Genomic DNA, 23,097 nt, shown 5'->3' with positions numbered 1-23,097 from the left:
GCAGTGGAGTTCCGATGACCGGATATGCCCTGACCCACCTTCGGCACGTCGCGCTGGCGGTGCCCGACTTCGACAAACAGCTCGACTTCTACACCCATCAGTGGGGTCTGTCGGTCGCCGCGACCGACGGCGACGTCACGTACCTGGCGGCCGAGGGTTCGCCGGAGCAGTACGTCGTCCGTATCCGCCGCAGTATCGACAAGCGCCTGGATCCGGTCGTGTTCGGCGCCGCCGACCCCGCCGCGGTCGACGCCATCGCCGAGAAGCTCGGGCGCGGGGGAGCACGGCTGATCGGTGAGCCCGACCGGCTGCACACGCCGGGCGCCGGGTACGGCTTCCGATTCTTCGACAACGAAGGCCGCACGATCGAGATCTCCACAGAGGTCGAGGTTCGTTCGCACCGAAAAATCGAGGAAGGCGAGTCGATTCCGGTGAAGCTGTCCCACGTGGTCGTCAACTCTGCCGATCCGGAGTCCACCGTCGCCTTCTACGAGAACTATTTCGGCTTCCGGACCTCCGACATCCTGATGCATCCCCGCATGGGAGACATGATGTGGTTCTTGCGCACCAACGACCGGCACCATTCCATGGCCGTCGCGCGAGGCCCGCATCCCGCACTGCACCACGCCTCCTTCGAACTGCGCGGCATCCATGAATACATGCGCGGTACAGGCCGGATGTTGCGGACCGGGGTGGAGAAGATCTGGGGTCCCGGCAGGCACAAGGCGGGCGACAACACCTTCTCCTACTTTCTCGACCCCAACGGCAACACGATGGAATACACCACCGCACTCGAAGTGGTCGACGAGGACAGCTGGCATCCGCACCTCTACGACTTCACCCAGCCCGAAGTCGCCGACCAGTGGGGCACCGCCAACGCGCTGGACGAATTCGTCGCGGCGAAGTCGTTCAACGATCCCGACAAGGGACCGTCGCACCGCCGGTGTGAGTTCCGACCGGCCTATCAGAAAGGCTCGCAATGCGATTCGCCACCATCCGTTTCAGTGGATCGGCCCGCGCCGCCGTCGTCGCCGATGACCATGTACACCTGTTCCCGGACGGAACAAGGGTGCTGGATCTGGTCCGGAGCGGGCTCGAGGCGGCGCTCGATGCCGGGCACCGTGTCCTGGCCGATGCGCCGCCGCTACCGACCGATCAGGTCATTTTCGAGGCTCCGCTTCGTCCGCCGACGATCCGGGACTTCGTCACCTTCGAAGAACACGTCGAGGGCGTGCGCGCGGCCGTGCAGGACCGCGGTGGTGTACCCGAATCCTGGTACGTCGCACCGCATTTCTACTTCACCAACCCTTACGCCGTGAACGGGCCGGGCGCGGTGGTGTCGGCACCGCAAGGATGTCGGGAACTGGACTTCGAACTCGAGGTCGCGGCGGTGGTGGGAGCGGCCGGTCGTGACCTGAGCGTCGAGCAGGCCACCGAACACCTGTTCGGGTACACGATTCTCAACGATTGGTCGGCTCGCGACCTGCAACGCGTCGAGATGCAGGTGGGCCTGGGCCCGGCCAAGGGCAAGGACTTCGCCAACACGCTGGGCCCGGTACTGGTGACCGCCGACGAGTTGGCGCCGCGACTGGATTCCGACGGGTTCCTGCCACTGCTGTGCACCGCACATGTCAACGGTGTCGAGGTGGGCCGCGACGTGCTCTCCAACATGGGGTGGACCTTCCCGGCGATACTGGCCTACGCCTCACGCGACACCGTGATCGCGCCGGGCGATGTGCTCGGATCAGGCACTGTGGGCAACGGTGGCTGCCTGGCCGAACTCTGGGGTCGCCGAGGCCGCCTGGATCCGCCGCCGCTGCGCGCGGGTGACACGGTGAGCCTGACCGTCGACGGTATCGGCACCCTCACCAACACGGTGGGCGCACCCGCGCCGCAGGCATTGGCCCTGCCCGGTGCGCGGCGTCGGGATCGCGCCCGGCACCGTGCCGAGACTGCGGCGACTCGATGACAGGCTCAGCTCCGACCGTGGTCGTGACCGGCGCGGCGGGTGGAATCGGCGCCGCGATCGTGGCGCGACTCACCGGCGACTACCAAGTCGTCGCGCTCGATCACGCCGCCGGGCCCGGCGTGCGTGCCTTCGATGTCACCGAGGGCGAGAATCGGAAGCGATTGGCCGCGTCCCTACCGAATCCGGTGCACGGCCTGGTCAACTGCGCGGGTGTGACCCGACGCGCGCGGCTGCCCGAGGTGACGGTCGCGGATATGACCGACACCTACGCGGTGAACGTGCTCGCACCCCTACTCGCCATCCAGGCCCTCGCGCCCCGGATGCGGCCGGGCTCCTCGATCGTGAACATCGGTTCGATCGCCGCGCTCACCGGCCACTACCCGGTGGCCTACACCACCAGCAAGTGGGCATTGCGGGGACTGACCCACACCGCGGCATTGGCGCTGGGAGAACAGGGAATTCGAGTGAACATCGTGCACCCCGGCTTCATCGACACCCTGGTGACAGCGGGAGCGCCCGCCGCGTTCCGATCGGCATCGATCGGCGAGACCGCGCTCGGCCGTGCCGGTGCCGCCGAAGAGGTCGCGGCGACCGTGCGGTTCCTGCTCGGCGCCGATTCCGGCTACATCACCGGCAGTGAACTCACCGTGGACGGCGGGGCGACCTCTCACGGAGGGGCCAAATCGATCTCCGATGCGTTGCGGACAGCGCCCACCCCGATATGAAACCGAGGACCGATATGGCTGACACCGAAAACCTCAGGGCAACTGATGAACTGGACCGCACCGATCCGGAGGGGGCGATCGCCGAGGCGGCTCGTCGCTGCTCGAACTGGGGACGTTGGGGCGACGACGATGTGTACGGCACCCTGAACTTTCTCGACGACCCCGCGCGGGTCCGCGCCGGTGCGTTGATCCGACAAGGGCGCAGCTTCAGTTTGTCGCAGCGCTTCGACATGGACGGCCCGCAGAAGGGCTGGCGTCGGCGCACCAATCCGGTCCACACGATGCTGGACACCGGCACCGATGCCGAAGCCGGCATCCAGGGTTTCCCGCACGGTATCGGTGGAGCCGACGATGTGGTCGCCATGCCGCTACAGTGCTCCACCCAGTGGGACGGGCTGGGCCATATCTTCGACCACGGCCGCGCCTGGAACGGTCGCCGCGCCGGGGAAGTGGTGACCTCGGGCGGGGACGCGGTAACCGGAATCGAAACCGTGGCCGATCGGATCGTCGGCCGCGGGGTCCTGCTCGACGTCGGACGCGCTATCGGCGTGGACGCGGAATTGCCGGACGGGTTCGCCATCACCGCCGACCATCTCGAGGAAACGATCCGGGCGCAAGGCGCGACCGCCACCGTCGGGCGCGGCGACATCGTCTGCGTGCGCACCGGCCAACTCGCGCGCACCCGACGTGAGGGATGGAACGACTACGCGGGTGGCCCCGCGCCGGGCTTGTCGTTCACCACCGCGGATTGGTTGCACCGCAGCGAGATCGCCGCCATCGCCACCGATACGTGGGGTTTCGAGGTACGCCCCAACGAATTCGACAACGCCTTCCAACCCCTGCACCAGGTGGTGATACCCAACATGGGCCTGTTCATCGGCGAAATGTGGGATCTGGACGCGCTGGCCGAGCACTGCGCTGTCGACGGCGTCTACGAGTTCTTCCTGACCGCCGCGCCTCTGCCCGTCACCGGGGCGGTCGGCGCGCCGGTCAACCCGATCGCGGTCAAGTGAGCCCGTCGTCGCGGAGCACAGGCCGCCTTGCCGGGAAGGTCGCGGCGATCACCGGCACCGGAAGCGGCCAGGGCAGGGAAGCGGCACTGCGCTTCGCCACCGACGGCGCGCTCGTACACCGGATGCGATCTCGACGCCGAGGCGGCCGCGGCCACTGTGGACCTGGTCGCGGCGACGGGCGCGACGATGCGCAGTTCCCGTCCGCTCGACCTCACCGATGATGCGGAGGTGCGCGAATGGATCGACGGCATCGGTGCCGCGCACGGACGCATCGGTGTCCTGTACGCCAACGCGGGACTTGCCACGTTCGCGCCGGTCCCCGATATCACCCCCGAGAATTGGCGATTCGTCATCGCGAACGAGGTGGATTCGGTATTTCTGCCGTTGCGCCATGCCTGGCCGCACCTGAATCACGACGAGTAAAGGACGATTTCCGTGTTCGAATATTTTCCCGGTAACTACGTCTGGAACCTCAGTGTCGTCGCGGCACTGAACAGTGGCGGCTACATCGATGAGGTGGATCGGGCCTGCAGGCCGATCCGCGAGGCCGCGAACCGTGGTGAGGACGCGGGCACCGACGAATTCCTGGCCTCGTGGACCGCCGTCGTCGACGCCCTCGTCATCGCCGCCGACACCGACCGCGACGCCGGACACACCGACTCCGCCGGCCACGCCTACGCCCGCGCCGCGAACTATCTCATCCACGCCGAGCGGATGCAGAGCCCCCAGACCCCGGACCGCAACGCGATCTATCGTCGCGTGCTCGATCTGGTGCAGCGCTGCTTCGATCTCGTCGATCCGCAGACCAGCAGAGTCGCGATCCCGTTCCGCGATACCACCCTGCCCGCCTACTTCACCCGTCCCGACATCGACGGACCGGTGCCGTGCATGATCATGTGGAACGGGCTGGACAGCACCAAGGAACACATGTACCTGTCCGGGTTCGCCAAGGAGCTGGCTCACCGCGGCATCGCCACCCTCATGGTCGACTGCCCGGGCAGCGGGGAGGCTCTGCGGCTGCAGGGGTTGACCGCGCAGATCGACACCGAGGAATGGGCGGCGGCCTGTGTGGACCACCTCGAGACAGTCGCGGGCATCGCCGTCGATCGTCTCGGCTTGGTCGGCTGGTCGCTGGGCGGCTACTACGTGCCACGCGCGGCGGCCTTCGAGAAACGGCTCGCGTTGTGCGTGGCGTGGGGCGCCAACTACGACGGGGGCAAGGTGCAGCGCCGCCGCGTCGAGCGCGAGAGCGAACGCCCGGTGCCGCACTACTGGAACCACGTCATGTGGGTGTGGGGAGAAACGGATCTCGACACTTTCCTCGCGCATGCCGACGGTGTCACCCTCGACGGAATCGTCGAGCAGTCACCGTCCCGTTTCTCATCGCACACGGGGAGAACGACCGTCAGATTCCGCTGGAATATGCCCATCGCTCCTACGAACAGGCCATCGCCAGCCCGAAACGCCAACTGCGGGTCTTCACCGCCCGCGAGGGCGGCACCGAACACATCGGTCTCGACAATCTGCCCGTGGTCAGCACCTTCACCGCAGATTGGATCAGCGACACCTTCGCCGAACTTCCCGTCTGCTCGCCGCGCGCTGTCCTCGCGCGCTGACCGGATTCGAGCCGGTCACCGCGGGCACGGGGGCGCTACCGTCGCGCTCAGGACCGGGCGGGTCCGTCGACCGGATACAGGAGGTAACTCCTGATCATCTGCGACAGTCGTCGGACGTAGGTGTCGTCATCTATGGGTGGGCCGAGGAAGGCCCGGCCATAGGTTGTACGCATCACCAGAGACGAGAAGATCATGTCGAACGACATCCGTATCGCCGCCTCCGGATCGGGGTGCGCGATGTCGTCGCGTGCTTGGATCAGCACCGCGGTGACGGCCTCTCCCAACGCTCGGGTATTGATACTGCCGCGTCGATAGATCTCGGGGTGCACGCCTCCTATGAGAATCACCGAGCGCAGGAACGCGGCGTGGGATGTGAACATCTGTGCAATCGCGGCGACAGTTCCGTGGATCAGTTGCTCGGTGTCGCATTCTTGCCAGCGTTCGACGCTCAACAGAGTGTCCTGGCTGCGGAGGAGGCCGCTCAGGCCGTGTTCGTAGACCGCGAGGAACAACCCTTCCTTGGTGTTGACCCGCTCGTAGATGGCGCGGGGGGCAACGTCGGCACGCTCGCATACGGCCGCGATCGTGAACGCGTCATAGCCGCCTTCTTCTATGACGGCGACCCCCGCGTCCAGGATTCGCGCCCACGACTCTCGGCTCCTCTGTTGTTTGGGCAATCGAATGGCCAGATCGCTATCGGGCGAGACCGCGTCTGAGGGAGATGTCGTCACGACAACATTCTTCCTTCTTCGGTCCGCTCATCTCGTCAGGAGGGTCTTGACAAATCGTGACGTGAAGCACATGATCGATAAACCGTAGTGATAACTACGGTTCTAGCTTTTCTTCGTGGCCGGCTGTGGCGCACCTCGCCCACCAGGACCGAAGGGTCCGCATCCTAGGAGGACTCGCATGCTCATCGTGATCGGTCGTGCGCAAGCCGCGCCGGGGCGGCGCGACCAGCTCGCCGCCGCCGCCAAGGCTGTCGCCGCCGCATCCCTCGGTGACGACGGTTGCGAATCGTATGGCTTCTACGCGGACCTGAACGACGACCGCACGATCGTCAGCGTCGAGATATGGCGCGACCGGAGTGCGCTCGACGCCCACATGGCACATGAGCACACTCGGCAGTTCCTTGCTGTCGCACCGGATCTCGTCGCGGACGAACCGGTGCTGACAGTGCATGAAGTGTCTTGAATGTCGCGCCCGGCCGATTCCACTGATCCATGGGCGTCCGGCCGGTCGCCCACGGATACCGTCCAATCCACTCTCCACGAAAGTCTTGGTTTCCCATGAGTAAATCTGGCGCGACGCGGGGCCGGGTCGCAGTAATCGGTGCGGGCCCGGCGGGCATGGCCACTGCCCTCTCCGTGCATCAGGCCGGTCACGATGTCGTCCTGCTCGAGCGCTACAAACGGGCACGCGCCGCAGGCAATATTCTCAACCTGTGGCCGCCGCCCATCAAGGCACTCGGGCTGCTCGGCGTCGATATCGATGACCTCGGCGCGCCGTGCTATTCCGAGTTCCGCAACGCCGTCGGACGGCGCCGGGTGAAGATCGATCTGTCGGAGGACGTCATTCGCGAATACGGCGGTGGCTTCATCGGACTCCTCCGGCCCGAGTTGTACGAACGGCTCCTCGCGGCGCTACCGCCCGGGGTGCTTCAGGTCGATCGAGGGGTGGCGAGCTTCGAGCAGGACGAGGCGGGTGTCCGCTTGCATTTGGCAGACGGCTCCGTGGAGGAAGCCGATGTGGTGATCGGCGCGGACGGCATCGATTCGCTCGTGCGTCGCACGTTGTGGGGTGAGTCGCCCAAACGTGAACACAATCTGCACGTCTTCGGCGGCTTCACCTTCGCTGATGACATCGACGCTCAGGCCGGTCTCTGCATCGTCTCGCACAGCCGTGCGGTACAGGGATCGTGGACAGCGATCCGGAACAAGGGTCGAAACGGCTATCAGTGGTGGGTGCTCGAGGCGCACGACGGCAAAGTGGAGTTCGTCGGCGATTTGCACACCAGGGCGACTACATTGGGTTCCGAATTCGCCTTCCCGCTTCCGCAGTTGATTGCGGCGACCAAACCCTCCGATGTACAGCGTTGGGTCATTCGAGATCGTAAACCGCTCGCACAATGGTCCAAGGGGCGCGCCACCCTGGTCGGGGACGCGGCGCATCCGACTTCTCCGTACGCGGCCTACGGAGCCGGCATGGCCACCGAGGACGGCTATTTTCTCGGCCGCCGCCTCGCCGGGGTCGATCTCTCGGACTACCGGGCTGTTCGCCAGGCGCTGGATGCGTTCGAGACTCCTCGCAAACCCCACACCGCGCGTCAGGTGCAGCAGGCCTACACCCTCGGCCAGATGTTCCATCACGCACCGCGTCCGCTGCGGCCGGTGCGGGATCTGATCCTGGACCGAACGCCATTCCTGCAGAAGGTAGTCGGCGAGTCCAGCCCCGTGGAGATCCTCAAGCAGATCGAGATCATCGATCGAACCGAACTCGACTTCCGCTCGGTCGTCGGCTGACCGCACGTTCCGTTGCGACGACCAGATCAAGGAGCTTCAGATGTCAGATCAAGCACCTGCGGTGCGAGTGACTGCCGAGTCCACGCTGCGGATCACGGCCAAGGAGTTCGTCTCCGACGGTGTCGTCGCGTTGACGTTGCGCCATCCGGACGGTCGTCGGCTTCCCGATTGGGCGCCGGGCGCGCACATCGATCTGATGTTGACGACAGGCATCACGCGGCAGTATTCGCTGTGCGGGGATCGTTGGGATCCGTACAGCTACCGGGTCGGCGTGCTTCGTGAGCCTTCAGGGCGAGGTGGTTCGGCCTTCGTGCACGACACGCTGACGGTCGGTGATGTGGTGGGAGTGGGTGGCCCGCGAAACAACTTCGCTCTGGTGCCCGCGTCGAAGTATCTGTTCATCGCTGGAGGCATCGGGATCACTCCGATGATCCCGATGCTCGCCCAGGCCGAATCGATGGGCATCGAGTGGCGGCTCCTCTACGGCGGCCGCACCCGTGGATCGATGGCGTTCCTCGATGAGCTCGCCCCGCACGGCGACCGGGTGGTCGTCGCACCGATGGACGAATGTGGTCTCCTGGATCTGCCGACGTGGCTCGACGCGGCGGCGACCACCGCCGCGAGGGTCTATGCGTGCGGTCCGGGCTCGCTGCTGGCTGCCGTCGAATCACGTTGTGCGCAATGGCCTGTCGGAAAACTTCGTACGGAACGCTTCGTGCCCGAGGAGCGCGCCGCGCCGGTGCGCGACGAGGCTTTCGAAGTCGAGCTCGCCCGGAGCGGATTGAGGGTGAGGGTCGATCCGGAGGTGAGTGTTCTCGATGCCGTACAACGTGCGGGTGTGAACGTGCTGTCCTCATGCCGTGAGGGCACCTGCGGCACCTGCGAGACGACAGTATTGGCCGGCACCCCGGACCATCGCGACTCCCTCCTCGACGACGACGAGCGCTCGGCCGGTGACTGCATGTTCATCTGCGTGTCCCGGTCGTGCTCGGACACACTCGTACTCGATCTCTGATATGACCCCCCGCGAAGGCAATACGATGACGACATTCGTCTCCAGCACCGATGTACCCGTCAGCAACGCCGACCCGTTCGGTCCGGATATCCTCGAGAACCCGCTGCCGTTCCAATCGGAGCTGCGCGACGCCGGGCCCGTGGTATATCTCGACCGTTACGACGTCTTCGCCATGGGCAGGTACGAACAGGTGCACGCGGCACTGACCGACTGGCAAGGATTCCAATCCGCAGCGGGTGTGGGATTGACCAACTACCTCTACGAAAAACCTTGGCGACCACCGAGTTTACTGCTAGAGACCGACCCGCCCCATCACGACGCCCCCCGCGCGGTGCTCAGTAAGATCCTCGGACCTCGTGCGCTCTCGAGACTTCTGGTCTCATGGCTGGCCGACGCCGAGGACCTCGTCGACAGCGTTCTCGAGGCTGGAACAGAGTTCGACGCCGTCACCGAGCTCGCCGAGGCGTTTCCCTTGCGCGTGTTCCCGGACGCGGTAGGGATTCCGGACGAAGGACGGGACAAGCTGTTGCCCTACGGTGACCACCTGTTCAACACATTCGGCCCGGCGAACTCCCTTGTGGAGAAGGGCGCTCCCCGCATCGCCGAGATAGCGGGCTGGGTCGACGCGCAATGTGCCAGGAATATGCTCTCCGACGATGGCTTCGGCGCGCAGATATGGGCTGCCGCCGACCGTGGTGATATCACCTACGAACAGGCTCCGCTGGTTGTTCGTTCCCTTCTGTCCGCCGGAGTCGACACCACCGTCAATGGTCTTGCCGCGCTTCTCCACGGACTCGCTCGGTACCCGGAGCAATGGGCTCGGCTGCGGGCAGCCCCGGAGACGCTGGCTCGCACGGCGTTCGACGAGGCAGTCCGATGGGAGTCGCCGGTTCAGACGTTCTTCCGCACCGCCACCCGCGATATGCGGATCGGAGGGGCGACGATTCCGCAGGGTCGAAAGATCCTTATGTTCCTCGGCGCCGCGAACCGGGATCCACGCCGCTGGGAGAATCCGGATGATTTCGATCTGGCCAGGAATCCTTCCGGACATGTCGGCTATGGAATGGGTATCCACCAATGCGTCGGCCAACACGTCGCACGCCTCGAGTCCGAAGCATTGCTGAGGGCACTCGCGGCTCGCGTCGAGTCGATCGAGCTCGCGGGCACGGCGAAGAGGCGCCTCAACAACACCCTTCGCTCGTGGGAATCGATTCCCGTCGAGATCCGGCCGCGCTGATTCGATGGCCGACTGTGGTGTGGTGGCTGTCGCCTTCGCGGTTGCGTCGCGACCGGCCCCGATCGGAAAGGATGGTTCGATGTACCGCACTGTGACCGTTGATCGGCTCCCTACCGCAGGTGATGTGCACCTGCGGATCTGGCTTGCCGACGTTGTCTTCGACTACGCGGCCGCCGCAGAGGCGGTGTACAACCTGATTCGCGATTGGCGTCAAAAACATTGGTACACAATCGAATTGATCGAAGATACCGTCGAGAACTGCCTATTGCTCCCGCGTCTGCCGTGCGAACGATTGTTCCTCGGGCATGAAGAACGGCGGACGAGAGGAACGATTCGATGAGCGGTATCGCGGTGAACCACCTGGTGGACGGTCCGGATGACGGAGAACCCGTGATATTGAGCGGATCGCTGGGCAGCGACGTGCGCATGTGGGAGCCGCAGGTCGCCGATCTGGTCGCCGCCGGGTATCGGGTCGTGCGTTACGACCACCGTGGCCACGGCCGATCCCCGGTACCTCGAGGTCCGTACATACTGGCTGAACTCGGTGAAGATGCTCTGGCGCTGTTGGATCGGCTCGGAATTCAGCGGGCGCACTTCGTCGGTCTGTCGCTCGGCGGGATGGTCGGCATGTGGCTCGGCGAGAACGCGCGGCACCGACTTCGGACGCTGACCCTGTGCTGCACCTCGGCCGACCTCGGTCCGGGCAGCGGTTGGTCGGAGCGGGCGCGGCGAGTACGAGTCGAAGGTACAGGCGCGGTTGCGCGAGCGGTGGTGGAACGCTGGTTCACGCCACGGTGGCGGGTAGCGAATCCCGACCGCGTCCGATTCTATGAAGCCATGGTCGCAGCGACGCCTCCGGAGGGGTACGCGTCGTGCTGTCAGGCGATCGAAACAATGGATATCGTCGACACGCTGTCCTCGATCACCGTGGCGACCCTCGTGATCGCCGGCGAGCAGGATTCAGCGACGCCGCCCGAGCACGCGCATTCGATCGCGGCTGCGATTCCGTCCTCGCGTATCGAAAGTATTTCTCCTGGTGCGCATTTGAGCAACGCGGAATCGCCGCAGGCGGTTAACGACCTGATACTGGGGCACCTCGCGGCGAACCGCTGACAGTCGACAGTGAAAGCGGTCCGCCGGACACGTCGCTGCCTTCCACGCTCTGCCTGGCACAGCGGAGTTCACAGGTCCAGCGCCCGCAACGACCGCGAAATTCCTTGGGCGGCGACCATGAGGGCGGTGGACAACCGGGGGCGGTCGCGTTTGAGGTCGGGTACGACGATTCCGAGCGCGGCGACGACCTCGCCATCGGGTGTGCCCTGTCGAATGGGGACCGCGACCGAGCATGCGCCCAGGGTCATCTCCTCGACGGTCGTGGCGTATCCGTCACGCCGTATACGGGCCAACTGGTCGGAGAGCTGCCTGGGCTGGGTGATCGTGTACGGGGTTATGCGGGCGAGCGAGGACAGGACAGAAGTCCGCACTTCCGGCGGAGAATGCGCCAGCAGGACTTTGCCGACCCCGGTAGCGTGCAGGGGGAGGCGACTGCCGACTTTGCTCACCACCGGCACCGAGGTGTGGCCGGAGAGCCGGTCGAGGTACAGCACCTCTTGGCCTTCGCGCACTGCTAGATGGACCGTCGCCAGGGTGGCCCCGTACAGATCGTGCAGGAACGGTGAGGCCACCTGGCGCAGTCCTGTCTGGACCGGCGCGAGTAGGCCGAGGTCCCAGATCATGCGCCCGATCGCGTATGTGCCACCCGAGGATCGCGTCAGCGCGCCGCCGTCGACCAATTCGTTGACCTGGCGGTAGGCGGTGGAGAGCGGTAGATCGGCCCGCTCGGCGAGTTCGGTGAGGGTGAGGGTGCGATGCTGCTCGTCGAAGGCTCCCAGCACAGCCAGCACGCGGGAGATCACGCTCTCCCCTTGTCGCGCAGTGCCACCGGCCACAGCACTCCTCGCTTTTTCTCACTGAGTGGAAGTTCAGCATAGACCTCGGCGGTATCGACACCCTAGCGTCACGCGCATGAGTGCCCCACCGGCCGTACCCACCACCCCGTTGTCTACGCAGGCGGAGATCACCGCGGAGATCGCCCTCGCCCACTCCTCGACCGACCGTGATGGTGGTCGACCGCTGTTGGACTTTCCGGCGTATCGCAGTTCGCTGTCGCGGCATCCGACCGGTGGCTTGCGGCCGGTGGATCCGGAAGGGGCCGAACTACTCGCTCCGGTGTTCGGGCACAGCGACGTCGACCCGCTCGAGGCCGATCTGACGATCCAGAACGGGGGTGATCCGATAGGGGAGCGGATCCGTGTCGAGGGTCGGGTTCTCGACGGAGACGGGCGTCCGGTGCGTCACCAGTTGGTGGAGATCTGGCAGGCGAACGCGGCGGGACGCTATATCCACGAACGTGATCAGCACCCGGCTCCGATCGATCCACGTTTCACCGGTGTCGGACGGTGCCTGACCGATGCGGAAGGGCGCTATTCGTTCGTGACGATCAAGCCGGGGCCCTACCCATGGCGCAATCACCGCAACGCATGGCGACCAGCGCATATCCATTTCTCGCTGTTCGGTACCGAATTCACCCAGCGGCTGATCACACAGATGTACTTTCCCCAGGACCCACTCTTCGCATTGGATCCGATCTATCAATCCATCGCCGACCCCGCGGCGCGCGCACGTCTGGTCGCCACCTACGACCACGAGATCTCCGAGCACGAATGGCTGCTGGGCTACCGCTGGGACATCGTACTGACCGGCAGTCGGAACACTCCGGTGGAGAGGGTGGAGCACCATGGCTGAGCTCTCGCCGACACCGGGCCAGACTATCGGACCGTTCTATGGATACGCGCTGCCGTTCGACCGTGACAACGAACTCGTGCCGCCCGCTCATCCCGACGCGATCCGGTTGTACGGCACCGTGTTCGACGGTAGCGGGCAGCCGGTGCCCGATGCGCTGATCGAAATCCGCCAGGCAGGGCAGGATGGACGGATTCCGCTCGTGGACGGGTCATTGCGACGCGATGGTCTCGCCTTCACCGGTTGGGGCCGCGCCGCGGTGAACGCGGCTGGGGAGTACTCGTTCACGACCGTGCTTCCCGGCCTGACCGAGGCGGGGAAAGCGCCGTTCTTCTCGATCGTGGTCTTCGCTCGCGGGCTGCTGGACCGACTGTTCACCCGCGCGTATCCGCCGGACCATGAAGCGGTCTTCGCGTCCGACCCGCTGCTGGCACGACTGGTGCCCGACGAGCGAAAACGACTGGTCGCCGAGCGAACCGGTGAGAACGCCTTGCGTTTCGACATCCATCTACAGGGCGAGCGGGAAAGTGTCTTCTTACACTTTCCCGAACCCGGAGCGACGACATGAACCTGCTCGCACCCGGAAGTCACCGTGCCGTGGGTATTGCCGACGATCAGGCCTTGCTGGGCGCGATGCTGAGGGTGGAGACGGCCTGGCTGTACGCCTTGGTCGAGGTCGGCGTGGCGACATCGGTCCAGGCAGATGCTGTCGGCTCGGCGGCCGAAGGGTGGTGTGTCGATCTCGGGTCCTTGATCGTGGATTCCGAGGCGGCGGGAAACCCCGTGGTGGCACTCGTGACCGGACTGCGGTCGGCCATCGAGGACACCGGCGCGGCCGCGCTGGTGCATCGAGGTCTGACCAGTCAGGATGTGCTGGACACAGCACTGGTCCTGATCGCGCGCGACGCGCTGAACCAGGTGTACGGGGACCTGCACGCGACGGCGCGCGCGCTGGCAGGACTGGCCTGTCTGCATCGCAACACAGTGATGCCGGGCCGGACACTGGGACGCTACGCCGTCCCGATCACCGTCGGTTTGAAAGCGGCGCAGTGGCTTTCGGCGGTACTCGATGCCCTCGAGTTGGTCGAGAGAAGCCGCGATCGACTCCCTGCCCAGTGCGGCGGTGCGGCGGGAACCCTCGCCCTGGTCGGAGAACTGACCGAACAGCCGCTGGCCGCGGCCGCGGCATTCGCGCGCCTCCTGGGATTGGCCGATCGGGGGGTCCCGTGGCACACGACCCGGACGCCGATCACCGGCATCGGGCACGCGTGTGTCACCACCTGCGACGCGCTGGGGGTCCTCGCCGCCGATCTTCTGTTGCTCTCACGCCCCGAGGTAGGGGAGTTGCACGAAGCGCGGGTGGCGGGTCGAGGCGGTTCGTCGACGATGCCGCACAAACAGAACCCGATCCTTGCCGTGCTGGTGCGTAGTGCGGCGTTGCGGGCGCCGCAACTCGGCGCCCAACTGCACCTGGCCGCCGCCGAGGCGGTGGACGAAAGACCCGACGGAGCATGGCATTCGGAATGGAGCGCGCTGCGCGATCTGCTGGAGTTGACCGTGACCGCCGCCTCACAGGCAGTCGAGCTCGTCACCGGACTCGAGGTCGACACCGATACCATCGCCCGCCACGTCGCCGAGAACGCCGATGACCTGCTGGCCGAACGCGGACCGGGCGGCGGCGACCCCGCCACCTACACCGGCTCCGCTCACGTATTCGTCGATCGCGTCCTCGACCGCTTCCCCGCGAGGGCCGATAAGGAGCACCGATGACCGACCCCTACGACACCGGAATGAGTATCCGCCGCCAGGTACTCGGTGACGCCCACGTCGACCGCGCCGAAGCCGCGAAAAGCCCGTTCACCCAGGACTTTCAATCCCTGATCACCCGTTACGCGTGGGGCGAGATCTGGGCGCGCCCCGGTCTGGATCGCCGCACCCGCAGCGCGATCACCCTGACCGCTCTGCTCGCCAACGGTCACTGGAGCGAGTTCGAAATGCATGTGCGAGCCGCGCGCCGCAACGGTATGACCGCCGAGGAAATCGCCGAGGTCATCCTGCAGAGCGCGATCTACCTCGGTGTTCCCGTCGCCAACCACGGATTCGCCCTCGCCGCAGCAGTTCTCGCCGAACCGACCGATTAGACAACATGAAGGAAGAAACCATGGCCGGACGCATCCCCATCAGGACGAGGGTCGGCATTGTCGGCGCGGGCCCCGCCGGATTGATGCTCTCGCATCTGCTGGCGTCGGCCGGTATCGAGTCGGTCGCGATCGATACGCGCAGTCGACAGCAGATCGAGACCACCCAGCGCGCGGGGATTCTCGAACGTGACAGCGTGCGCCTGCTGGTCGAATCCAATGTCTCGGACCGAGTGCTGCGCGAGGGTCACGAACACACCGGCATCTCGTTGCGCTTCTCCGGTATCGATCACCGAGTCGACTTCCAGGAATTGATCGGCGCGTCGACTTGGCTGTACCCCCAGACCGAAGTCTTCACCGATCTGGCCGACGCCCGAGCACGCGATGGTGGTGACATACGATTCGGAGTTCGCGACACGGAAATTCTCGGCATCGACGATGCCCGGCCGCGCGTGCGCTTCACCGACGCCGACGACATCGCCTACGAACTGCGGTGCGACTACCTGGTCGGCGCTGACGGCTCGCGCGGACTCAGCCGCAACCAGGTCCCACCCGCACACCGCCACCAGTACTTCCGGGAATACCCCTTCGCGTGGTTCGGCATCCTGGCCCAAGCCCCCCCGAGCGCAAACGAACTCGTCTACGCGCACTCCGATCGCGGTTTCGCCCTGATCAGTCAACGCACCGAATCGGTGCAGCGCATGTATTTCCAATGTGCGGCACAAGAAGACGTCGATGACTGGTCCGACGACCGCATCTGGTCGGAGTTGCAGGCCAGAGTAGCGGGAGAAGACGGATTCGTCCTGAAGCAAGGGCCGATCATCGAGAAGACGGTTCTACCGTTCCGCAGCTTCGTCCAGGAACCGATGCGTTGCGGCACCATGGTGCTGGCAGGAGACGCCGCGCACACCGTGCCGCCGACAGGCGCGAAAGGTCTCAACCTGGCACTGGCCGATGCGCGGATCCTGGCCGAGGTACTCGAACGCGCGATACGGAACAACGATTCGAGCGTCCTCGACGACTACACAACACGCGCCCTCGAACGCGTCTGGAAGGCCCAGCACTTCTCCTACTGGATGACCACCATGCTGCACCGACACCCCGACAGCAGCGACTTCGACGCCCGACGACAACTGGGAGAGCTGCACTCGGTGATCTCGTCCGAGGCGGGGTCACGCTATCTCGCCGAGGCATACACGGGCTGGCCGTCGACCTGAGCACCATTCACCCACCGCCCGTGATGGAGTCGACGATGACGGCCGAATCTTCGGTACTGATGCGGGCACTGGTGGTGCTCGAGGCATTCGACAGCACTCATATGGTGCTGAAACTGTCCGACCTGATGGTGCGTACCGGATTGCCGCAGACCACTTTGTACCGCTATGTCGTCGATCTGGTTGCCTGGGGCGCTCTGGACAGAGCACCCGGCGGGGGCGGATATCAGATCGGGCTGCGCATGATCGAAATAGCCTCGTACTGTCCTCGCAGCCGCCTGCTGCGGGATGTGGCGCTTCCCTTCATCGAAGACCTCTACGAGGCCACCCATCAGAACGTGCAACTCGCCGTCCGCGATGGCACCGATGTGGTGTACGTCGAGCTGCGGGCCGGGCGCGGGGCCGTTGTCGTGCATACCCGGGTCGGTGCGCGCTGGCCTATGCAGACGACCGGCGTCGGTCTGGCGATCCTCGCGCATTCCCCGAGTGACCTGGTGGAAAAGATCACCGCTCGACCGATGGTGGCGTTCACTCCCAAAACGATAGCCACGCCCGAACGGCTGCGTTACGCGATCGCCGAAGTACGTCGGACCGGTGTGGCGGTGAGCGACGGCCAGATCACCCTGGACGGATACTCCGTCGCCGCGCCGATCTTCGGTTCCGGCGGTGATGTCGTCGCCGCGTTGTCGGTTGTCGTGCCCGCCGGTGACACGCGTCGTGCGCTGTGGGCACCGGCGGTGCGGACCGCGGCGAACGACATCACCCGTGGTCTGGGCGGACGCTGACTTCCATCGAACGGAAGTACACCTTGGTTCGCGTCGATCCTGCCCACAGGCTGTGTGACACAGCCCACCCGGCACGCGCGTCGTCGGGGAACCCGAGGAGATCGACAATGAGCCCTTCCACCGCTTTCGTCCGCAACCAGTGGTACGTCGCCGCCTACGGCGAGGAGATCGGCCACGAACTGTTCGCCCGGACCATATGCAACGAGCCCCTGGTGTTCTTCCGTGCCGAGGACGGGCACGTGGTCGTGCTATCGGACCGGTGCGTCCACCGCAGGTACCCGCTGTCGAAGTCCCGACTGGTCGATGGTGACCGAATCGTCTGTGGCTACCACGGATTCACCTACGACCGCGGCGGAGTCTGCGTGGCTGTTCCGGCTCAGACCCGCGTTCCGCGTACCGCTCGCGTCACCGCGTATCCGGTAATGGAACAGGACTCGTTCGTATGGGTATGGATCGGTGATCGCGACAAGGCCGATCCCGCCGCCATTCCACGCGCACCGTGGCTGGTCGACCGAGGCTGGACGACCATCCGTGGGCTGGAGACGATCCAGGGCCGGCACGCGCTGTTGATGGACAATCTCATGGACCTGTCCCACGAAACGTACCTGCACGGCGGCTACATCGGCACACCCGAAGTGGCCGAAACCCCGATCACCACCGAAGTCGACCAGGGCGCGGGCGTGGTCCGGGTGAGCCGACACATGGACGACGCCGAATGCCCTCCGTTCTACGCGAATTCCACGGGGATCACCGGTCGCATCACACGATGGCAGGACATCGAGTTCCAACCACCATGCCTCTACCGGCTCCACAGCCGCATCGCGCCGCAGGGACACTACCCCCCGCACGACTACGAACCCGGACGCGACGCCGATCGAGACGGCGGTGCGTTCCACACCGAGATCGTGTACGCGCTGACCCCGGAAACGGAGCACTCGGTGCACGACTTCTGGATGGTCGCACGCGATTTCGCTCTCGACGACCAGGGTGTCACCGAGTATCTCCACAAGAGCAACCACACCGTCGTGATGCAGGATGTCGTCGCGTTGGCCCTGGTCGAAGAAGTCATCGCCGAAGAGGAGCGTGTCGGCGGCACCTATCAGGAGTTGTCGATCAATATCGACACCGGCGCACTCGCGGCTCGGGGGCTGATGGCCCGACTCGCCTCGCCAGACAGTTCCGAAGTGACGGCATGAGCACTCGATACCGCGTCGAGTGGTATCCGGGCGCCGATCGACTTCACGGTGTCTGCCATTGCGGTGCGGATCATTTCGCCGACGACCCGGGCCGGATGTGGCAGTGGCTGCTCGCCCACCCGGTCGGGCACCAGCTCGCCGACCTGCCCCTCGACGACGCCTGTGCTGGTCCGGACCACCGCGTGAGTATTGACATTGGGTGAGTTGAGACACACCATTAACGTAGTCAACACTACGGTTCTATTGCGCTACGGGAAGGAGTCGCAACTGGGTAGGCGGGCGTTCGGGGAATCGAAAGTGATTGTCATGGAACGTGCTCCAGTGTCTTCGGGGTCGCTATGACTCTCGGTGACTGCCTGTGAAGTCGATCGTTGGCAGTCGGACCTCTGTGCCTCTTCTCGCTGACACCGAAGATCTTCGATGATCGCTCGCCCCGAGTTGTGGGTTTCGTGTCGCCCGTATCGCTGACGAGAGTCCTTCGTCGGCTGAATCGGTCCGTCCGTATCGGCGTATGGTGTGGCCGGTCTATGTTTCGGTGTCCGCATTTTCTATAGTCGATATGAACGCTGTGGAATTGTGATGCCGCGATGAAACCTGGTCGGATTCCCGAATCGGTAGCTCATTCATAAATGTCCTGTCGTTGCCCCGTTTCGGGGCTTTCGTGTGGAGTTTGTTCTGTGTATGTCGCTGTACTTTCGTCACAAATCAAACGGATGGTATTGACTCTTCGGCATTGTTCTGATTACTGTTGCGGCCTGCAACAAGAGGGGGAATCTCAAGTTAAAGGTTGGAAATGAGAATCCGTAAATCTGCCGCTGTCCTGTCTACAGTCGGTGTCATCTTATTGGCGTGCGACGCGATCTTCTACTTCGGAGCGTTGCCTGCCTTCGATAAACTTCCCGGCAACCTCGACATCACCATGAACTACGAAGGCCGTGCCTCGATGTTGAACTCCGAAGCGCTGGCCGCGGGAGATGTCTCTCACGCGATGCTGGAAAACCTCCCCATCACCGTTCAGCGACGTATGTATATATCTTCGACCACGTCGGACACGGCGATCTACCATGAAGAAAGCGCGATCGCGGGTCCCAATGGCTTGACTTTGAAGGGCACCCATGTTTATGCCGTCGACCGGCACTCCCTCGGACGAGCAACGGCACCGTCCGATGCGACCGTCGAGGAGCATTCAGGTCTGACCGTCGCGTTTCCGATCGATCCCCCGGCGGATGATTCGTTGCAACTGTGGGACGCGAATACGCAGAACCCGACACCGGCGAAGTATCTCGGATCGGACACCATATCGGGTCGCGACGTCAAGCGATATGTCATGACGACGGAGGGGCCTCTCGCAGACCCGGCGCTGCTGCAATCGTTGCCGCCGGTTCTCCCGAAAGCGGTGGTCGAACTCATGCTGCCGGTGCTGTCGGTCGAGTCGCGGAATGCGTTGGAGACATCGTTGCCCGCCGCCGGTGACATGCTCCCGATCACGTATCGTTCGTCCGGCAAACTGACGCTCGGTGTCGATACACAGCTCGGCTCGCCTGTCGACGGAGCGCAGCAGCAAACCATAACGGCGGTCGCTCAGGTGGGTGACCGGCCGATCGACCTGCTGCCGATGATGGTCACCGATGTGAAGATCACCGAGGATTCCAGGAATGCCGCGGTGGATACGGTTCGGTCCGCTGGTCGAAAGCTGACTCTCGTCACAATTGTCGCTCCGCTCGTCCTCGGGTTCATCGGAGTTGTTCTCGTGCTGGGCGGACTCGGGATCAATCGACGTCGTAAATAGGAATGGGATAATTGAAACGATCTACCTTCTCGGTCCGTTTCCGTATCGTGGTGATTGCTTTGATCCCGTGCGTCACACTATTAGGACTGGGCGGCGGCGCCACCGTGTATCTCCTGGACAGGGAGATACACGCCGAGGACTGGGCGATCCAGTTGAAACAGATCACGCCGCCGATAGCCGCGGGTATCGAGGCATTCCAACAAGAGCGACGGCAGTCGATACAGCGCATTGCCGGCGACGATTCCGCCACCTACGGTCTCACGGTCGCGCGATCGGAAGTGGACAATCTGCGAAAGATGCTGGAGTCGATAGGGGCTTCTCTCGGAGATATCGATGCCGATGCCCTGGGGGCCGAGATGACCGAGTTCTGGAACATCTTCGGAGAGATTTACGATATCCGCGCACGCCTGGACGCGGGGACGTTGTCTCAGGAAGACGCCTACAATTTCTACAACAGGGTGATCGACGCCTATATGGATGTCGGATCGATCTCTCACCGACGAGCGCCCAATGCGGAGACTGCACTGCGTCTTTCCCAAGCGCTGGCACTGTCTCGCGTCGCGGAATTCGTGGACCGCGGCGCGGCCGTGCTGTCGTACGGGTTACTCCCCGGGGACTCTTCGACGGCCGCGCAACTGTCGGAGTACATGGCTGTGACCGGCTACTATCACACCGAAAGTCAACAGATCATTCGCCGAGGCGATACGTTCGAGAGAACGCGGTTGCAGGCAGTGCTCGGCAGTGAATCGTGGCGGCGGCTCGATCTCATGATGGAAGCTGTCCTCGGTCGAGGAACCTCGGGTCTCGACGGTCAAACCGTCGAAAGTCGTTCTGGCCCGTCCGGAGATGTCCGTTGGCCCGTCGCGGCGGGCGAGTGGGCGGCTGCCGCCGCGACGGTCGAATCAGAGTTGATGGCCATTTGGCGAGAACAGAACCAACGCATCCAACAAACGGCAGCCGAACTCGGTGCCAAATCCGCTCGTGAGGCCCTTTTTCTCGGGGGCGGTGTTCTCGGCATCACCCTCGTCGCACTCCTTGCAGCACTGTTGTTGTCCAACCGCCTGATCGGACGGTTGCAACAACTGCGCCGAGACACATTGGCGCTCGCGGACATCCGACTTCCCGACGTGGTGCGCCGTCTGGGAGACGGCGAACGGGTCGACCCGGCAACCGCGATTGTTCCGCTCGATTTCGGCGACGACGAGATCGGACAGGTCGCCGAGGCATTCAACCGGGCGCAACTCGCTGCGGTCGGATCCGCGACGGCAGAGGCGGAAACCAGAGCCGGTGTCAACGCGGTGTTCCTCGACATAGCTCATCGGAGCCAGGTCATCGTGCGGCGGCAACTCGAGGTTCTCGACGAGGCCGAACGACAGGTCGAAGACCCGGTGCAGCTGGGGATGCTCTTCGAGCTGGACCATCTGGCGACTCGTGCCCGGCGCAACGCCGAAAATCTCACGATCCTCGGTGGTGCGCAACCCGGTCGGCAGTGGCGGAACTCGGTGCCCTTGATCGACGTCGTACGAAGTGCCATCGCCGAGACACTCGAGTACACGAGGGTGAGCGCGAAGCGTATGCCGGACATCGAGGTGGTCGGCGGTGCTGTCACAGACATCGTTCATCTGATCGCCGAGCTGGTCGACAACGCGACGGGCCACTCCCCGTCGACTTCTCCGGTTGTCGTGTCGGGGGCTGTGGTCGCAAAGGGCGTTGCGGTGGAGATAAGCGACCAGGGTCTCGGCATGTCGCGGTCGGAATTGGACGAAAGCAACGCACTGTTGGCCAGCCCTCCCGCCTTCGGTCTCGCGACTGCGTCCGGAGAGTTTCGCCTCGGTCTGTTCGTTGTCGCCCGACTCGCGATGCGCCAGGGTGTCGCGGTCAGGTTGACCGAATCCGACTACGGCGGAATCCGTGCCGTCGTGTTGATACCGTCGGGCGTGATCGCCGAAGCGGCGGTTCCTCCGGAAGGATCGGTGATGATCCCTCCGGGTGCGCACTGACCTCACGGAGAGTCGGTATCGACCGGGATGCGCGCCACGGTCGATGCCGCTCGTTGGATCAGCTCGATGAACCAGCGGTGCCCCGGGTCCAGACGTCGCGACGGGTGCCACCACGCCACCTCGGTGACGGGTGCCAGCTCTTGGGGTAGCTCGACTCGTCGCAGTTCGGTGTTGGTATAGCGCGAAGCCAGACGCTCGTGCAGCAGCACCAGGAGGTTGGTGCCCACGACGAGTTGACCGAGGATCGTGAAGTTCTCGACACGGACCGCGCAGTGCCGATCGACGCCGAGCGCTGCGAGCGCGGCGTCGGCAGGCGAGGCCATGAGGACTTCTTGATACGGCATGACCCATCGCGCCCGCCGTACCTCATCGATGGTGAGGGCTTCGCCCACTTGCGTGTTACCTGTCCAGGTAGCACAGAGCCACCGGTCCTCGTACAACTCCACGCTGGACATCTCCGGAACCGAGAAAAGCCCGCGCGGTGCGATCAGGATGTCGATCTCGCTCAGGGACCGAACGGGATCGGTCACTGAGGTGTGATCGATCGTCCGGAAGTCCAAGACGACGTCGGGAGCGGCTTGCGCGACTTCCGCCACGATGAGCGGCGCCAAGACGGTCAGGACCGCGTCGGAGCACCGGACGACGAAACGTCGTCCGGTGGTGCCGGGGTCGAATTGGGGCTGTGCCTTCAGTACTCGCTGCAGGTGGTCGAGAGTCTCGCCCAGCTGGTCGTAGAGCCCCTGTGCCAGCGGTGTGAGCTCGTATCTGGTGCCGACCCGATCCAACAGGGGGTCGTGGAAGTGCCGCCGAAGACGGGCGAGTGCCGCGCTGGTCCCGGGCTGGCTCAGCCCCACCCTCTGGCCTGCCCGTGTCACGTTCCGCTCTTCGAGGAGCGCGTGTAGCACGACCACGAGATTCAGGTCCAGGCTCGGCAACTCCATATTCCGGATACTAGGCAATCGCCGTGGGCAGTGTGTGACCGCCGCCATAACGCGGCTGGATACCCCGACATTCGAATACAGCGTTTCCGCCGAGCGGTGGAACGGGGACATGCTGGTCGTGTGGCAGGCGTTACC

General features: G+C 64.5%; 24 protein-coding genes. 21 read left to right on the top strand and 3 right to left on the bottom strand.

The window, feature by feature from the left end:
• Positions 1–14 precede the first annotated feature (14 nt).
• From JZ792_RS42885 to JZ792_RS05345, 6 genes are read left to right on the top strand one after another with little or no spacing between them, the layout of a single operon-like run.
• Entirely contained in the window at positions 15–1,319 is a 1,305-nt protein-coding gene (locus JZ792_RS42885; RefSeq protein ID WP_308165158.1) for a VOC family protein, read from the top strand.
• A complete protein-coding gene (locus JZ792_RS05365; RefSeq protein ID WP_308165157.1) occupies positions 1,232–1,969 on the top strand; it encodes a fumarylacetoacetate hydrolase family protein in 738 nt (245 codons plus the stop codon). Before JZ792_RS42885 ends, JZ792_RS05365 begins: the two co-directional genes overlap by 88 nt.
• Positions 1,966–2,694: an SDR family NAD(P)-dependent oxidoreductase gene (locus JZ792_RS05360; protein ID WP_216907442.1), complete on the top strand. Its 729-nt coding sequence runs from the start codon at positions 1,966–1,968 to the stop codon at positions 2,692–2,694. Before JZ792_RS05365 ends, JZ792_RS05360 begins: the two co-directional genes overlap by 4 nt.
• Before the next feature lie 14 nt (positions 2,695–2,708).
• The gene (locus JZ792_RS05355; protein WP_216907440.1) at positions 2,709–3,707 is read left to right on the top strand and encodes a cyclase family protein; all 999 of its coding nucleotides are present in this window, start codon (positions 2,709–2,711) and stop codon (positions 3,705–3,707) included.
• Between the two features lie 27 nt (positions 3,708–3,734).
• A complete protein-coding gene (locus JZ792_RS05350) occupies positions 3,735–4,130 on the top strand; it encodes an SDR family oxidoreductase (protein ID WP_216907438.1) in 396 nt (131 codons plus the stop codon).
• A gap of 12 nt (positions 4,131–4,142) precedes the next feature.
• Positions 4,143–5,417: an alpha/beta hydrolase family protein gene (locus JZ792_RS05345; RefSeq protein WP_308165155.1), complete on the top strand. Its 1,275-nt coding sequence runs from the start codon at positions 4,143–4,145 to the stop codon at positions 5,415–5,417.
• Here JZ792_RS05345 and JZ792_RS05340 read toward each other — a convergent pair.
• Positions 5,371–6,054: a TetR/AcrR family transcriptional regulator gene (locus JZ792_RS05340; protein WP_216907436.1), complete on the bottom strand. Its 684-nt coding sequence runs from the start codon at positions 6,052–6,054 to the stop codon at positions 5,371–5,373. The genes JZ792_RS05345 and JZ792_RS05340 overlap by 47 nt on opposite strands.
• A 178-nt stretch (positions 6,055–6,232) precedes the next feature.
• On the opposite strand from JZ792_RS05340, the gene JZ792_RS05335 reads away from it, so the two are divergent.
• From JZ792_RS05335 to pcaD, 6 genes are all read left to right on the top strand, one after another.
• Positions 6,233–6,517: a putative quinol monooxygenase gene (locus JZ792_RS05335; protein ID WP_216907434.1), complete on the top strand. Its 285-nt coding sequence runs from the start codon at positions 6,233–6,235 to the stop codon at positions 6,515–6,517.
• A gap of 95 nt (positions 6,518–6,612) precedes the next feature.
• Positions 6,613–7,845 carry an FAD-dependent oxidoreductase gene (locus tag JZ792_RS05330; protein WP_216907432.1) on the top strand — a complete coding sequence of 411 codons (1,233 nt, stop codon included), beginning with the start codon at positions 6,613–6,615 and terminating at the stop codon, positions 7,843–7,845.
• A gap of 40 nt (positions 7,846–7,885) precedes the next feature.
• A complete protein-coding gene (locus tag JZ792_RS05325; protein WP_216907431.1) occupies positions 7,886–8,860 on the top strand; it encodes a PDR/VanB family oxidoreductase in 975 nt (324 codons plus the stop codon).
• A gap of 25 nt (positions 8,861–8,885) precedes the next feature.
• A complete protein-coding gene (locus JZ792_RS05320) occupies positions 8,886–10,097 on the top strand; it encodes a cytochrome P450 (RefSeq protein ID WP_216907413.1) in 1,212 nt (403 codons plus the stop codon).
• A gap of 22 nt (positions 10,098–10,119) precedes the next feature.
• The gene (locus JZ792_RS05315) at positions 10,120–10,437 is read left to right on the top strand and encodes a hypothetical protein (protein WP_216907411.1); all 318 of its coding nucleotides are present in this window, start codon (positions 10,120–10,122) and stop codon (positions 10,435–10,437) included.
• Positions 10,434–11,210: a 3-oxoadipate enol-lactonase gene (pcaD, locus tag JZ792_RS05310; protein WP_216907409.1), complete on the top strand. Its 777-nt coding sequence runs from the start codon at positions 10,434–10,436 to the stop codon at positions 11,208–11,210. The genes JZ792_RS05315 and pcaD overlap by 4 nt, the downstream gene beginning before the upstream one ends.
• A gap of 68 nt (positions 11,211–11,278) precedes the next feature.
• Here pcaD and JZ792_RS05305 read toward each other — a convergent pair whose 3' ends face one another.
• Complete coding sequence (locus tag JZ792_RS05305; RefSeq protein ID WP_216907407.1) at positions 11,279–12,046, bottom strand: IclR family transcriptional regulator; 768 nt, start codon at positions 12,044–12,046, stop codon at positions 11,279–11,281.
• Between the two features lie 76 nt (positions 12,047–12,122).
• Here JZ792_RS05305 and pcaH point away from each other — a divergent pair, with 76 nt between their 5' ends.
• The 9 genes from pcaH to JZ792_RS05260 all read left to right on the top strand — a co-directional run bounded on the left by pcaH (position 12,123) and on the right by JZ792_RS05260 (position 22,021).
• A complete protein-coding gene (gene pcaH / locus JZ792_RS05300) occupies positions 12,123–12,902 on the top strand; it encodes a protocatechuate 3,4-dioxygenase subunit beta (protein ID WP_216907405.1) in 780 nt (259 codons plus the stop codon).
• Positions 12,895–13,467: a protocatechuate 3,4-dioxygenase subunit alpha gene (gene pcaG / locus JZ792_RS05295; RefSeq protein WP_216907403.1), complete on the top strand. Its 573-nt coding sequence runs from the start codon at positions 12,895–12,897 to the stop codon at positions 13,465–13,467. The genes pcaH and pcaG overlap by 8 nt, the downstream gene beginning before the upstream one ends.
• Positions 13,464–14,669 carry a lyase family protein gene (locus JZ792_RS05290; RefSeq protein WP_216907401.1) on the top strand — a complete coding sequence of 402 codons (1,206 nt, stop codon included), beginning with the start codon at positions 13,464–13,466 and terminating at the stop codon, positions 14,667–14,669. Before pcaG ends, JZ792_RS05290 begins: the two co-directional genes overlap by 4 nt.
• Complete coding sequence (pcaC, locus tag JZ792_RS05285; RefSeq protein WP_216907399.1) at positions 14,666–15,040, top strand: 4-carboxymuconolactone decarboxylase; 375 nt, start codon at positions 14,666–14,668, stop codon at positions 15,038–15,040. The genes JZ792_RS05290 and pcaC overlap by 4 nt, the downstream gene beginning before the upstream one ends.
• Positions 15,041–15,060: 20 nt before the next feature.
• The gene (locus JZ792_RS05280; protein WP_216907397.1) at positions 15,061–16,254 is read left to right on the top strand and encodes a 4-hydroxybenzoate 3-monooxygenase; all 1,194 of its coding nucleotides are present in this window, start codon (positions 15,061–15,063) and stop codon (positions 16,252–16,254) included.
• A 35-nt stretch (positions 16,255–16,289) separates the two neighbouring features.
• On the top strand, positions 16,290–17,036 hold the full coding sequence (locus JZ792_RS05275) for an IclR family transcriptional regulator (protein WP_216907395.1): 747 nt from the start codon (positions 16,290–16,292) through the stop codon (positions 17,034–17,036).
• A gap of 107 nt (positions 17,037–17,143) precedes the next feature.
• On the top strand, positions 17,144–18,232 hold the full coding sequence (locus JZ792_RS05270; RefSeq protein ID WP_216907393.1) for a Rieske 2Fe-2S domain-containing protein: 1,089 nt from the start codon (positions 17,144–17,146) through the stop codon (positions 18,230–18,232).
• Between the two features lie 793 nt (positions 18,233–19,025).
• Positions 19,026–20,021 carry a porin PorA family protein gene (locus JZ792_RS05265; RefSeq protein WP_216907391.1) on the top strand — a complete coding sequence of 332 codons (996 nt, stop codon included), beginning with the start codon at positions 19,026–19,028 and terminating at the stop codon, positions 20,019–20,021.
• 47 nt (positions 20,022–20,068) lie between these two features.
• Entirely contained in the window at positions 20,069–22,021 is a 1,953-nt protein-coding gene (locus JZ792_RS05260; RefSeq protein ID WP_216907389.1) for a sensor histidine kinase, read from the top strand.
• A gap of 2 nt (positions 22,022–22,023) precedes the next feature.
• On the opposite strand, the gene JZ792_RS05255 is transcribed toward JZ792_RS05260, so the two are convergent.
• Positions 22,024–22,962, bottom strand: coding sequence for a LysR family transcriptional regulator (locus tag JZ792_RS05255; RefSeq protein WP_216907387.1), 939 nt, complete (start codon positions 22,960–22,962; stop codon positions 22,024–22,026).
• Between the last annotated feature and the right edge of the window lie 135 nt (positions 22,963–23,097).

The organism is Nocardia noduli, from assembly GCF_019038455.1.
In the GTDB taxonomy this organism is placed as follows: domain Bacteria; phylum Actinomycetota; class Actinomycetes; order Mycobacteriales; family Mycobacteriaceae; genus Nocardia; species Nocardia noduli.
The sequence above is the reverse complement of the archived record's forward strand: the minus strand, read 5'-3'. Positions and strand labels throughout refer to the sequence as shown.